Annotated in this window: 10 protein-coding genes and 1 pseudogene; 7 read left to right on the top strand and 4 right to left on the bottom strand. The window is 75.6% G+C overall.

The window, feature by feature from the left end; all coding sequences use genetic code 11:
- Positions 1 to 190: 190 nt before the first annotated feature.
- From ACRAKJ_RS21825 to ACRAKJ_RS21855, 7 genes and pseudogenes are all read left to right on the top strand, one after another.
- Positions 191 to 361: pseudogene (locus ACRAKJ_RS21825) on the top strand (glycosyltransferase); the annotation flags it as partial.
- Between the two features lie 75 nt (positions 362 to 436).
- Entirely contained in the window at positions 437 to 1,441 is a 1,005-nt protein-coding gene (locus ACRAKJ_RS21830) for a nucleotide disphospho-sugar-binding domain-containing protein (protein WP_438926432.1), read from the top strand.
- 38 nt (positions 1,442 to 1,479) lie between these two features.
- Positions 1,480 to 2,997, top strand: a complete 1,518-nt coding sequence (locus ACRAKJ_RS21835) for an NDP-hexose 2,3-dehydratase family protein (protein WP_438926427.1) — start codon at positions 1,480 to 1,482, stop codon at positions 2,995 to 2,997.
- The gene (locus ACRAKJ_RS21840) at positions 2,997 to 4,034 is read left to right on the top strand and encodes a Gfo/Idh/MocA family oxidoreductase (RefSeq protein WP_438926428.1); all 1,038 of its coding nucleotides are present in this window, start codon (positions 2,997 to 2,999) and stop codon (positions 4,032 to 4,034) included. Before ACRAKJ_RS21835 ends, ACRAKJ_RS21840 begins: the two co-directional genes overlap by 1 nt.
- Positions 4,034 to 4,792, top strand: coding sequence for an NAD-dependent epimerase/dehydratase family protein (locus ACRAKJ_RS21845; RefSeq protein WP_438926429.1), 759 nt, complete (start codon positions 4,034 to 4,036; stop codon positions 4,790 to 4,792). The genes ACRAKJ_RS21840 and ACRAKJ_RS21845 overlap by 1 nt, the downstream gene beginning before the upstream one ends.
- 623 nt (positions 4,793 to 5,415) lie before the next feature.
- Positions 5,416 to 6,252: a BTAD domain-containing putative transcriptional regulator gene (locus tag ACRAKJ_RS21850; protein ID WP_438926430.1), complete on the top strand. Its 837-nt coding sequence runs from the start codon at positions 5,416 to 5,418 to the stop codon at positions 6,250 to 6,252.
- Positions 6,253 to 6,344: 92 nt separating this feature from the next.
- Positions 6,345 to 7,433, top strand: coding sequence for an acyl-CoA dehydrogenase family protein (locus ACRAKJ_RS21855; RefSeq protein WP_447009105.1), 1,089 nt, complete (start codon positions 6,345 to 6,347; stop codon positions 7,431 to 7,433).
- Positions 7,434 to 7,520: 87 nt separating this feature from the next.
- On the opposite strand, the gene ccrA is transcribed toward ACRAKJ_RS21855, so the two are convergent.
- From ccrA to ACRAKJ_RS21875, 4 genes are all read right to left on the bottom strand, one after another.
- Complete coding sequence (ccrA, locus tag ACRAKJ_RS21860; protein WP_438923752.1) at positions 7,521 to 8,855, bottom strand: crotonyl-CoA carboxylase/reductase; 1,335 nt, start codon at positions 8,853 to 8,855, stop codon at positions 7,521 to 7,523.
- A 52-nt stretch (positions 8,856 to 8,907) separates the two neighbouring features.
- Complete coding sequence (locus ACRAKJ_RS21865; protein ID WP_438923753.1) at positions 8,908 to 9,882, bottom strand: methyltransferase domain-containing protein; 975 nt, start codon at positions 9,880 to 9,882, stop codon at positions 8,908 to 8,910.
- A 97-nt stretch (positions 9,883 to 9,979) separates the two neighbouring features.
- The gene (locus ACRAKJ_RS21870) at positions 9,980 to 11,182 is read right to left on the bottom strand and encodes a cytochrome P450 (protein WP_438923754.1); all 1,203 of its coding nucleotides are present in this window, start codon (positions 11,180 to 11,182) and stop codon (positions 9,980 to 9,982) included.
- Complete coding sequence (locus ACRAKJ_RS21875; protein ID WP_438923757.1) at positions 11,179 to 12,528, bottom strand: thioesterase domain-containing protein; 1,350 nt, start codon at positions 12,526 to 12,528, stop codon at positions 11,179 to 11,181. The genes ACRAKJ_RS21870 and ACRAKJ_RS21875 overlap by 4 nt, the downstream gene beginning before the upstream one ends.
- Positions 12,529 to 12,609: the final 81 nt, after the last annotated feature.

A 12,609-nucleotide genomic window follows, 5' to 3' on the forward strand; every position in this document is an offset into this window, starting at 1 on the left:
GGCGGCAGCAGCAGCGGCGGTCGGCGGCGGCAGCAGGCAGCGGGCGGCGGCGGCAGACGGCAGGCAGCAGGCGGCGGGCAGCAGGCGGCAGCGGCGATATCCGGGCGCTACGGGCGGCTCCTAGCGTGGGAGGTCGGTCGAGGTGCCGCCCGGACGACCGCTCCGCCCCCTGCCCGCCCGGAGGAGAACGATGCGCGTCGTCCTGCTGACCATCGGCTCGCGCGGCGACGTGCAGCCCTTCGCGGTGCTCGGGGCCGAGCTGCGCCGGCGCGGGCACGAGGCGGTGCTGGTCAGCGGCGTGGACTTCAAGGGCATGGCGGAGCAGGCGGGGATCGGGTTCCGGGCGCTGGACACCGTTCCCCCCGGCTACGCCACCACCCTGCTGACCGACCCGGGGGTGCGGGCCGCGCTGCGGCGGGGGCCGTCGCTGTACCGGATGGCGCTGGCCGCGCCGCGGCCGGACGCGGCGGGGCGGCGGGCCGTGACCGAGGAGCTGGTGGCCGCCGCCGAGGGCGCGGACCTGGTCGTGAACACCACCCTGACCCGGATCGGGGCGCTCGTGCGGCCGTCGGCGCCGTGGTGCTCGGTCGCCTCGTGGCCGACCACCGCGACCGCCGCCTGGCCCGCGCTCGGCGCGCCCGCCCTGCCGCTGGGCGGGTGGTACAACAGGGCGACCCACCGCGCGACCGGCGCGCTGGAGTGGCTGCTGTACCGGCACGAGGTCAACGCCGGCCGGACCTCCGCCGGGCTGCCGGGGCTGGGCCTCCGCTCGCCGTTCCGCGACGACGGGGTGGTCCGGCCGATCCTGTACCAGTTCAGCCCGCACGTGGTGCCGCGCCCCGCCGACTGGCCCGCGCACTGCCACGTCACCGGCTACTGGTCGGACGACGTCCGCTGGGAGCAGCCGGACGCACTGACCGGGTTCGTCGAGGGCGGCGACCCGCCGCTGGTGGCCGCGTTCGGCAGCTCGTGGCTGGTGGGCGGCTCGGCGCTGCTGGCGGCGAGCGTGACCGCCGCGGTCGAGACCGGGCGACGGCTGGTGGTCGTCGGCGGTCCGGACGAGGAGCTGCCCGGCCACGTCGACGCGATCCGCACCGACACCGCGGACTTCGCGTGGCTGCTCCCCCGGGCCGCCGCCGTGCTGCACCACGGTGGCGGGGGCACCACCGCGGCCGTGGTGGCGGCGGGCGTGCCGCAGGTCGTCGTGCCCTGCTACGCGGACCAGCCGGTGTGGGCGGGCCGGATGGCCGCGCTCGGGGTCGCCGCGCCACCGGTGCCCTACTCCCGGCTGACCGGGCGGGCGCTGGCCGCCGCCGTGCGCGCGGCGGTGGACGACCCGGCGGTCGCCCGGCGGGCCGCGGCCCTGGCACGCGCCGTGCGCGGTGACCGGGGCGTCCGCCACGCCGCGGACGTCGTCGAGGCGTACGCCGCCGGGCGGTGACGCCGCTCGGACGTCACCACCCGACCCCTGGAGGCACCGTGACCGCGTCACCGATCACGCCGGGCAGCCCGCTGCGGACCCCGGGACCGGGCCCGGCGCTGCGCATCGCGCGCTCGAACCTGTCCCGGCGGGGCGCGGTCGTGTCCACGCCCGGGTTCCGCGCCTGGTTCGCCGACCGGCTGGACCGCGCGCGGTCCACCGTCGTCACCGGCATCGACTTCGCCGACCTGGTCGGCTGGGGCTTCGCCCCGGGCACCGGCAACCTGGTGCACGACAGCGGCAGGTTCTTCTCCGTCGAGGGCCTGGCCGTGACCACCGCGCACGGCCCGGTGGCGAGCTGGTCGCAGCCGATCATCAACCAGCCGGAGACCGGCGTGCTCGGCATCCTGGTCAAGGAGTTCGACGGGGTGCTGCACTGCCTGATGCAGGCCAAGGCGGAGCCGGGCAACCGCGATGTGCTGGAGCTGTCCCCCACCGTGCAGGCCACCAGGAGCAACTACACGGCGGTGCACCGGGGCCGTGCCGTGCCGTACCTGGACCTGTTCCTGTCCGCGTCGCCGGACACCGTGCTCGCCGACGTGCTCCAGTCCGAGCAGGGCTCCTGGTTCTACCGCAAGCGCAACCGCAACATCGTGGTGGAGGCGCGCGGCGACGTCGAGGTGCGCGACGGGTTTTGCTGGCTGTCCCTGGGGCAGGTGCACGAGCTGCTGGCCGTGGACGTGCTGGTGAACATGAACACCCGCACGGTGCTGTCCTGCCTGCCGTTCACCGGGCCGGACCTGGTGGACGAGCTGGGCTGCGGCGGCGACGGGTTCCGGGCGGCGCTGGCCCGCTCGACCGGGTCGTCCTGGGGTGCGCTGCACACCGACGGCGCGATCCTGAGCTGGCTGACCGACCTGCGGTCGCGCCGGGAGGTCGAGGCGACGCCCGTGCCGCTGCTCGACGTGCGCGGCTGGCACCGGGGCGCGGACCGGATCGCGCACGAGACGGGCGCGTTCTTCGACATCCGGGCGGTCGCGGTGCACGGCGGCGACCGCGAGGTCGCCGACTGGACCCAGCCGATCATCGCCCCGCACGGGCTCGGCGTCGTGGCGTTCCTCGTGGCGCGGTTCAGCGGCGTGCTGCACCTGCTGGTCAACGCCCGGGTGGAACCCGGCTACCTGGACTTCGTCGAGCTGGCGCCGACCGTGCAGTGCACGCCGGAGTCCTACGTGCACCTGCCCGGCGACGCCCGGCCGCCGTTCCTGGACCTGGTGCTCGATGCGCCGCCCGACCGGGTGCGGTTCGACACCGTGCTGTCCGAGGAGGGCGGCCGGTTCTACCGGGCGCTCACCCGGTACCTGATCGTCGAGGTGGACCCGTCCGGGGTGTCCGAGGCCGCCGGGCGCGGCGACGGGCCGTCGCGCTACCGGTGGATGACCGCGGAGCAGGTCGTCGGGCTGCTGCGGCACAGCCACTACGTGAACGTGCAGGCGCGCAGCCTGGTCGCGTGCCTGCACGGCCTGCTGGGCGGGTCGCAGGACGACCCGGTCGCGTCGCGGGGAGGGAACCCCTGATGGCCGGGCGAACGGTGGGCGGGCAGCCGGTGGGCGGGCTGGTGCGGGTCGGGGTGGTGGGCGCGGCGTCCACCGCGTGGCGGCGGATGCTCCCGGCGTTCACCGCCGCGCCGGGGGTGGTGGTGACCGCGATCGCCAGCCGCGACCGCTCCCGGGCGGAGTCCTTCGCGCGCCGGTTCGGCGGCGAGGCGGTCGAGGGGTACGCGGCGCTGGTCGAGCGGGACGACGTGGACGCGGTGTACGTGCCGCTGCCCAACGCGCTGCACCGCGAGTGGGCCGGGGCCGCGCTGGCCGCCGGGAAGCACGTGCTGGCGGAGAAGCCGCTGACGACGAGCGCGGCGGACACCGCGGACCTGCTGCGCCTGGCCGGGGAGCGCGGCCTGGTGCTGCGGGAGAACTTCACCTTCCTGCACCACCCGGTGCACGAGGCGGTGCGGGGGCTGCGCGACGCGGGCCGGCTCGGCGAGCTGCGCGGTTTCACCGGCTCGTTCGGCTTCCCGCCGCCGCCCGACGACGACGTGCGCAACCGGCCGGAGCTGGGCGGCGGCGCGCTGCTGGACGCCGGGGTCTACCCCCTCCGGATGGCGCAGGTGCTGCTCGGCGACGACATCGAGCCGGTGGGCGCGGTGCTGCGGGTGGACCCGGGCACCGGCGTGGACGTGTCCGGCAGCGCGCTGCTGACCTCCGCCGAGGGCGTCGTCGTCACCGCCGAGTTCGGTTTCCGGCACAGCTACACGTGCCGCTACCAGCTGTGGGGTTCGACCGGCCGGTTGTCGCTCGACCGGGCGTTCACGCCGCCGGCGACGCACCGGCCGGTGCTGCGGATCGAGGAGCAGGACCACGTGGAGGAGGTCTCGCTGCCCGCGGCCGACCAGTTCGCGCGGGCGGCGGTGGCGTTCGCGGACGCGGTGCGGGCCGCCCGGGGCGGCGCGGTCCCGGAGCCCCGCGCCGCCTCGGCCGGCACCCGGCGGACCGCCGAGCTGGTCGACGCCGTCCGCGCCGTCGCGCGCACCGTCACCGCGCCCAGGGGTCGTTGATGCGCGTCGTCGGGCGCGGGTTCATCGCGGGCAACCTCGCCGGGATCGCCGACCGGCACCCGGACGCGTGCGTGCTGGCCGCCGGCGTGTCGAGCACGCACGTGACGGACCCGGCCGAGCTGGCGCGGGAACGCGAGCTGGCGGCCGAGGTGGCCCGCCGGTGCGCCCGGGAGGGCCTGACCCTGGTGGTGCTGTCCACCGCGTCGCACGCGATGTACGGCTCCACCGACCGGCCGGCGACCGAGGACGACCCGGTCGACCCGGCCTCGCCCTACGGGCGGCACAAGCTGGCGCTGGAGCGGCAGGTGGCCGACTCGGGCGTGCGGTGGCTGGCGCTGCGGCTGTCGCACGTGGTGGGCGCGGGCCAGCGACCGCACCAGCTGCTGCCCGCGTTCGTCGAGCAGGTCCGCTCGGGGGTGGTCCGGCTGCACCGGGGCGCCCACCGCGACCTGGTGGACGTGCGGGACGTGGTGTCCGCCGTGGACGGCCTGCTGGCGGCGGGTGTGCGCGACGAGGTGCTGAACGTCGCCTCGGGCACGCCGTACCCGGTGACCGGGATCGCCGCGGGGGTGCAGGCCCGGATGGGGCTGCCGGCCCGGCAGGAGGTCGTCGACGCGGTGCCCGTGCGGACCGTCGTGTCGACCGCCCGGCTGCGCGCGCTGCTGCCCGGGTCGGCCCCGGTCGGCGGCCCGGCCTACCTGGACCGGCTGCTGGACGCGTACGTGGCGCGCCACCCGGGTCGGGCGCCGGCGGGGTGAACCGCCGTTCACGGATTTCACCCGTCCGCCGCGCGGTTCGATTTCCGCATTGGCGCGGTCCACCGGAACCGGAAAGGGCGGTCCGGCCTATCGGCATACCTTCGCCCGGCCGAGCCGGTACCCGGGCTGGCGGCACTCGGCGGCACCGGTCGCACGATACCGAATTGCGCCGGCGCACACCGCATTGGCGGCCATCGGGCGTTCACGGTTGACCGGGGCGCGGATTTCCCTAGGAGTATGCGCAGCGGCGGTGGTGTAAGACGGAAGGACCACGGGTCCGCGAATGGCCATACCGGACGTCCCGGTACCGGGGTGTGCCGGGAACTGCCGGAAATTCCACGTCCCACCGACAGGAGGAGATCCGATTTTTGCGGTCCACCAGCGCATTTGCCCCCGCGCCCGCGCAGGTCCCCGTGTTGCGAACTCGTTACGACGAGCCGGGGAACGAATGACCGACGTCGAATGCCGCGTTCTGCACCGTCAAGCCCATTGATTTCCCGGCTATGGACGCAGCACGATGGGAACGCGTTCGCCGCGCCCGCACGGGGCGCGGCGGGATGGAGAGGCACTCTATGGGACGCGCACGGGACACCCGCTCACCGGAACCTCGTATCCGCTTCGGGGTGTTCGGCCCGACCGAGGCCGTGGTGGACGGCGTGGAACTGTCGATACCGGCCGCCCAACAACGCGTCATCCTCGCCGGACTGCTGCTCTACAGCAATCGGGTGGTGTCCATCGACCGGATCGCCTGGTTCCTGTGGGGCGAAGCGCTCCCGCCGAGCGCGGTGCCCACCATCCGGACGTACGTGATGCGCCTGCGCCGGACCCTCGGGCCGCTCGCGGCGGAGCGGATCACCACCAGGGCGCCGGGCTACATGGTCACCGTGCACGCCGGCGAGAGCGATCTCACGACGTTCTTCGAGCTGCACGGCCACGCGGCGGAGCTGGCCGCGGAGGCCCGGTACGCGGAGGCGTCGGCCGCGCTGTCCTCCGCCCTGGCGCTGTGGCGGGACGCGCCGCTGCTCGACGTGCCCTCCTCGGCGTTGCAGGACGTGGAGGTGCCGCCGCTGCTGGAGCTGCGGATGCAGACCCTGGAGTGGTGGATCGACCTGGAGCTCCAGCTCGGCCGGCACGCCCAGCTGGTGCCGGAGCTGTCGCACCTGGTGCGGGCGCACCCGCTGCGCGAGTCGCTGACCACGCGGCTGATGCTCGCGCTGCACGGCGCGGGCCGCCAGTCCGACGCGCTGGCCGCGTTCCTGCACACCCGGAACCTGCTGATCGAGCAGCTCGGCAGCGAGCCGGGGCAGGAGCTGCGCGACGTGCAGCGGCTGGTCCTGCGGACCGACGGCGGTCCCGAGCAGGCCCGGCCGCGGGTGCCGGCGGGCCGCCGCGCGTCCACGAAGGACGGTCACCTGGGCACCCGGTGGCGGCTCATCGGCTCGGCGGGGTTCGGTTGGTGAGCGCGGTCGCCGGGGATGTCGAGGGTGCCGGGGGTGTCGGGGGTGTCGGGGGTGTCGGGGGTGCCGCCTCCCCCGCCGCGCAGGCGGCGCGGCTGACCGGGCTGGTCGGCGACCGGGCCGCCGGGTGGGACCGGACCGGCGTGCTGCCGGTGGACCTGCTGCGCCGCCTCGGCGCGGACGGCCTGCTGTGCGCCGAGGTGCCCGTCGAGCACGGCGGCCTCGGCTGGACGAGCCTGGAGAACGGCGGGTTCACCGCGCACGCGGGCAGCCTCTGCGGTTCGCTGCGCAGCGTGCAGACCTCGCAGGGCATGGCGGCGTGGACCGTGCAGCGGCTCGGCGACCCGGCCCAGCGCGCGGCGTACCTGGCCAGGCTGACCGGCGGCGAGCTGGCCGCCGTGGGGTTCAGCGAGCCGCACGCCGGGAGCGACCTGGGCGCGATGTCCACGACCGTCCGCCCGGACGGCGACGCGGTCGTGGTCGACGGGCGGAAGGTGTGGGTCACCGCCGCGCACTACGCGGACCTGCTCGTGGTGTTCGGCCTGCACGCCGACGGCGGCGGCGCGGCCGTCGTGGTGCCCGCCGACGCGCCGGGGGTGACCGTCGAACGGGTCGCGGAGCCGCTGGGCTGCCGCGCGGCCGGGCACGCCTCGGTCTCCCTGGACGGCGTGCGCGTGCCGTCGTCCGCGGTGCTCGGGGCCGGTGCGGCACCGGGGTTCCTGGTGTCGCTGTCGCTGGCCTACGGGCGCAAGTCGGTGGCGTGGGGCTGCGTCGGCATCCTCCGCGCGTGCCGGGACGCGGCGGTGCGGCACGCGGCGACCCGCGAGCAGTTCGGCCGGCCGCTGGCCGCGCACCAGCTCGTGGCCCGGCACCTGGCGAACCTGGTCAGCGGCGAACGCGTCGCGACCCTGCTGTGCGAGCACGCCAGCCGCTGCTGGGACGAGGGGTCGCCGGAGTCGGTGATCGCCACCCTGCTGGCCAAGAACGAGAGCGCGCAGCGGGCGGTCGAGGGGGCCGCCGCCGCGGTCCAGGTGCTCGCCTCGGCCGGCGCGCGCGACGGGCACGTGGTGGCCCGCGCCCACCGCGACGCCAAGCTCATGGAGATCATCGAGGGCAGCACGGAGATGTGCCAGCTGCTGCTGGCCGAGCACGCGGTGCGGACAGCGGGCCACCCCGCGCCCTGAGCCCGTCCGGCCCCGCACCCGGCGGCCCCGCGCCGGACGGGGGCGGGGCCGGACGGGCACGGGACCGGACGCGCGGGATCGCACCGGTCAGACCCGGACGACGGTCTCCAGCACGGGCGGCCGGGCCGCGGCCAGCCGGTCCCGCTTGGCCCGGTCCTCCACGCCGAGCCCCGCCTCCGGCGCGAGGCACAGCACGCCGACCTTGCCGGTGTGGCCGTTGGTCTGCACCAAGCGGGCGGCCTCGCCGACCCCGGCCAGCGCGTGCACCTCCGACAGCACCGGCAGCACCAGCCCGAGGTCGAACAGCCGGTTGGACTCCCACTGCTCCTGGAGGTTCGCGCCGTGGCTGCCGATCAGCCGCTTGAGCTTCATCCACAGGTAGCGGTTGTCGTACTGGTGCTGGTAACCGGTGCTGGAACCGCAGGTGACCACCGCGCCGCCGCGCCGGGCGACGAACATCGACACGCCGAACGTGGCCCGGCCGACGTGGTCGAACACGACGTGCGGGTCGTCGCCCGTCTCCCGGCGGATGATCGCGCCGAGCCGCTTGCCCGCCTTGAGCACCGCGCCCGGGTCGTCCGGGTCGCCCAGGCCCAGCTCCGCGCGGTCGACCACCACGTCGCAGCCGAGCCGGCGGACCAGCCGCGCCTTCTCCTCCGAGCCCACGACGCCGACCGCGACGCCGCCCGCCTGCTTGACCAGCTGCACGCCGAACACGCCCAGCCCGCCGGCCGCGCCCCAGACGAGCACCACGTCGCCCAGCTTCATCCGGGCGCCGCGCTCGCCGATGAGCATCCGGTAGGCGGTGGCCGCGCAGACCGGCGTGCTCGCGGCCTCCTCCCAGGTGAGGTGGGCGGGTTTGGGCACCAGCTGGCTGGCCCGCACGACCGCGTAGTCGGCGAGCCCGCCGTAGTTGGTCTCGTAGCCCCACGCCCGCTGCGACGTGCCGACCATGCCGTCGCCGTGCACGGCCGGTTCCTGGTCGTCGACGTGCACCGGGGTGACGACCACGCGGTCGCCCACGGCCCAGCGGCGCACGCCCGCGCCGACGCGCACGACGACGCCGGAGGCGTCCGAGCCGAGCACGTGGAACGGCTGGTCGTGGCGCTCCGCCCAGCCGCCCTCGCGCCCGTAGTGCTTGAGGAACGCGAAGGTCGGCACGGGTTCGAAGGTCGCCGACCACACCGTGTTGTAGTTGACGGAGCTGGCCATCAGCGCGACCAGCACCTCGTCCGGCGCCAGTTCCGGCATCGGCACCTCGCCGACCCGGATGGACCGGCGGACGTCCTTGTCCTCGACGCCGTGGAACACGTCGGCGTCCTCGATCCGGGTGTGCGCGGCCCGGTACCGCTCGGGCACCGGGAGCCCCAGCAGTTCGTCGGCGCCGGCTCCGCGCACGGCGGCCGCCGCGAGAGCATCCATGGCTGTTCGCCTCTCCTCGGTGGGGACGGGTCGGAAGGGGTCGGGACGCGGGTCACGCGGGCAGCCGGCGGGCCACGCTGTGCAGGTAGCTCTCCACCGGCAGCGTCCACGCCGTCGGCACCCGGCCGGCCTTCTGCAACGCCCGCACGACCGCGCTGGGCCGCTGCCCGATGAACGTGCTGCCCATCGTGGTGGCCTGGAGGTGGAAGTGGACGTGCCGGCCGAACCTGCCGGTGCTGCGGCTCGCGACGGTGTGCGCGCGGAAGTGGCTGTCCGGCCGCATCCGCTTGCGGATGCCCGCCCGCACCTGTTCGGAGATGTCGTCCTGCGACAGCCACTCGAACCCGGGCACGTCCCGCTTGAGGGTGGTCAGCAGGTCGTAGCGGTGCTCGGTGTAGCCGTCGAGGTAGGAGAAGTACCCGCCGGGCTTGAGCACCCGGGCGACCTCGGCGAGGAACCGCCCGGGGTGCGGGTAGTTGTGCGAGCTCTCCACGCTGATCACGACGTCGGCCTCGCCGTCGCCCAGCGGCAGCGCCTCGGCGTCGCCCTGGACGTACCGCAGCTCGCCGCCGCGGGAGAGCAGGGCGTTGGCCCGGCGCACGGCCAGCGGGGACAGCTCGACGCCGAGGAACCGGCCGCCGGGGGCGGCGCGGGACAGGAAGTTCAGCCCCTCCCCCGCGCCGCTGCCGATCTCGACCACGGTCTTGCCCGCGTAGTCGCCCAGGGCGTGCGGCAGCACCCGCAGCGACCGGAAGTACAGCTGCTCGGACACGCCGTCGGTGCAGAAGTCGAGGCTGCCGGGGAGCACCTCGTCGATCTCCCGGGCCAGCACCGGGTCGTCCATGCCCCAGTTCCAGATCTCGCCGCGCGCGGCGATCATCGCCGCCACGTCGTAGAGCCAGATGGAGTGGTCCTTGAACTCGTCGCTGGCCTCGGCGTCGAGGACCGCGTCCTCGGCGGGGCCGTTGAACCGGCTGACGGTGTCCATGAAGGCGGTGATCGCCTCCGGACCGCCGGTGGATGCCATGCGATTTCCCCCGTTCGGCGACAACTCGGCTCGCGGATCGCCACGAGTCTCGCGGGGCCCCATAGCGCCCCGATATCCGCGCGATGGCCGCGCGCGGTCACCAGGTGACGGGCACGGAGTTCAACCCGTACGCGGCGGCCTCGTCCTTGAAGGACAGCTCCTCCACGGGCACCGCGAGCCGCAGGTCCGGCACGCGGCGGAAGAGGGTCTCGTAGACGACCTGGAGCTCGACCCGGGCCAGGTGCTGCCCGACGCACACGTGCGCGCCGTGCCCGAAGGCGAGGTGGCGGCCGGAGGTGCGGGTGACGTCGAGCCGGTCGGGGTCGGCGAACACCTCGGGGTCGCGGTTGACCGCGGTGCCCAGGGCGACCACGCCGTCGCCCCGGCGCACGGCCACGCCGGCGATGGTGACGTCGTCGGCGGCGACCCGGTAGGACACCGGGTTGAGGATGGAGCAGTAGCGCAGCAGCTCCTCGACGGCGGCGGGCCAGCGCTCCGGCTCGCGGCGGAGCAGGTCGAGCTGGTCGGGGTGGCGCAGCAGGGCGACCACGCCGAGGGAGATCTGGTTGGCGGTGCTCTCGAAGCCGGCGACGAGCAGCGTGAGCGCCAGTTCCACCAGCGCCTGGTGGTCGGTGCCGTCGTCGTCCTCGCGGGCCCTGCGGATGCGGCGGCCGACGAGGTCGTCGCCGGGGTCGGCCTCCTTGGCGGTGACGAGCTGGTCGATGTAGCCGAGCAGCGCGCCGATGGCGGCCATCCGCTCCTGCGGCGCGGTGAACAGGTCGATCATGGTGGCGGAGCGGACCCGGAACGCCTCACGGTCCTCCTCGGGCACGCCGAGCAGCTCGCAGATCAGGGTGGTCGGCAGCGGCAGCGCCAGGGCGGGCACCAGGTCGGCGGGCTTGGGACCGGCCAGCAGGGCGTCGACCAGGCCGTCCACCACCTCCTGCACGTCCGGGCGCATGGCCTCCACGCGGCGCTGGGTGAACTCGCCGTTGACCGCCCGGCGGGCGGCGCCGTGCTCGGGCGGGTCCATCTCGCCGATGGAGGCGCGGAACCCGACGTCGTGGGTGAACGGCACGAGGCTCGGGTAGTTCGGGTGCCTGCGGTCCACGCTGAACGCGTCGGAGAGCAGCAGCTCGCGGGCCGCCGCGTGCGACGACACCGCCCACGCCTCCCGGCCGGAGCCGAGGCGCACGCGGGTGACCGGGCCGGCCGCGCGCAGTTCGGCGTAGCCGTCGGGTTCGGCGAACGGGCAGCCGCGCCGGATCGCGAGGTCGGGCACGGGCGTCGTGTCGGTCATGCGGGCGCCTCTTCCTTGTCTGCGGCGGGGGTGAGGGTGCGGAGCCACTTCTCCACCGCCGCGGTGCAGTGCTCCAGGTGCTGCTCGGCGAGCGTGAAGTGGTTGCCGGGGACGTCCACGACGGTCTGCGCGGTGTCCCAGTGGGCGCGCCAGTCGTCGGACGCCGGGTCGTCGGTCATGCCGTCCATCGGTTCCGAGGCGCGCACCAGCAGCAGCGGCGCGGCGCACGGGCCGGGCGCCCAGTCCTCGAACAGGCCGCCGTACCAGGCCATCGCGGTGAGCCGGTCGCCGTCCAGGCGCACGTACCGGTCCTCGCGGTCGAGCATCCCGGCCATCAGGTGCTCCTGGACGCGGTCCCGCATGATCGCCGGGTCGCCGATCAGGTAGGTGTCCAGCAGGGCGACGCCGGTCGGGCGCGTGCCGCGGGCCTCCAGCGCGGTGGCGGTGGCGTGCGCGAGGTAGCCGCCGGAGGAGCTGCCCAGCAGCACGAACGGCCCGGCGACCCGCTCGGTGATGGCGTCGGCGTACGCGCCGACGAGGGTGTCGACGTCGGCCGCGAGCAGTTCGCCCGCGCCGAAGCCGGGCACGTCGAACGCCAGGCACGGGCGGGTGCCCCGGAACCGCCCGGCGAAGCGGGCGAACTGGTGGGCGCCGGCGATGGCCACGATGGACGAGAAGCAGACCAGCGCGGGCCGCTCGGGGCCGTCGGCGAGCAGCACCGGTTCCGGCGGGGCGGGCCAGTCGGCCGGTGAGGCGGCCATGGGCCTGAGCCGGGCGGCCTCGCGGGCCAGCCGCTGGGCGGTCTTGCGCTGCCCCAGGCGCAGGGCGTGGCGGAACAGGCCGTCGAGCGCGTCCATGGGGTTGGCGCGGGGTTCCGGGGCGGGGTCGGCGCGCGGTTCCGGGGCGGGTTCGGGGGCGACCCGGGCCAGTGCCCGCGCGAGCCGCCGCACCAGCTCGTCGGGGGTGCCGGCGTCGAAGGCGATCGTGGTGCGCAGGCGCAGTCCGGTGGCGCGGTCGAGGCCGTTGCGCAGCTCGACGGCGGTGAGCGAGTCGAGGCCGAGCTCCAGGAAACCCCGGTCGCCGACGACGGCCCGCGCGTCCGGGTAGCCGAGGACGGCGGCGACCTGGCCGAACACGGCGTCGCGCAGGGCGGCGTCACGGGCGGGTCCGGTGAGGGCGGCGAGCCGGCGGCGCGGGTCCGCGGCGGTGGTCCGGGACGCGCGACCGGGCACCAGCGCGCGCAGCAGCGGCGGCACCTCGGCCCCGACGGGCTCCTCCGGCCGGCCGGGCACTTCCAGCCGGCCGGGCACTTCCAGCCGGGCGGGCACTTCCAGCCGGGTGGGCACGAGCAGGGGCGCGCCGTCCGCCAGGGCGGCGTCGAACAGGGCCAGCGCCTCGGCGGGCGGCAGGGGGCGGCCCAGGCGGCG

The sequence above is a fragment of the Saccharothrix sp. DSM 118769 genome (assembly GCF_052936295.1).

What these genes read in the sequence shown, in the direction of transcription:
- ACRAKJ_RS21830 (WP_438926432.1), top strand. Translation starts at nt 437, where the DNA reads ATGGCGCTGGCCGCGCCGCGGCCGGACGCGGCGGGGCGGCGGGCCGTG.
- ACRAKJ_RS21840 (WP_438926428.1), top strand. Translation starts at nt 2,997, where the DNA reads ATGGCCGGGCGAACGGTGGGCGGGCAGCCGGTGGGCGGGCTGGTGCGG.
- ACRAKJ_RS21845 (WP_438926429.1), top strand. Translation starts at nt 4,034, where the DNA reads ATGCGCGTCGTCGGGCGCGGGTTCATCGCGGGCAACCTCGCCGGGATC.
- ccrA (WP_438923752.1), bottom strand. Translation starts at nt 8,855, where the DNA reads ATGGATGCTCTCGCGGCGGCCGCCGTGCGCGGAGCCGGCGCCGACGAA.
- ACRAKJ_RS21865 (WP_438923753.1), bottom strand. Translation starts at nt 9,882, where the DNA reads ATGGCATCCACCGGCGGTCCGGAGGCGATCACCGCCTTCATGGACACC.
- ACRAKJ_RS21870 (WP_438923754.1), bottom strand. Translation starts at nt 11,182, where the DNA reads ATGACCGACACGACGCCCGTGCCCGACCTCGCGATCCGGCGCGGCTGC.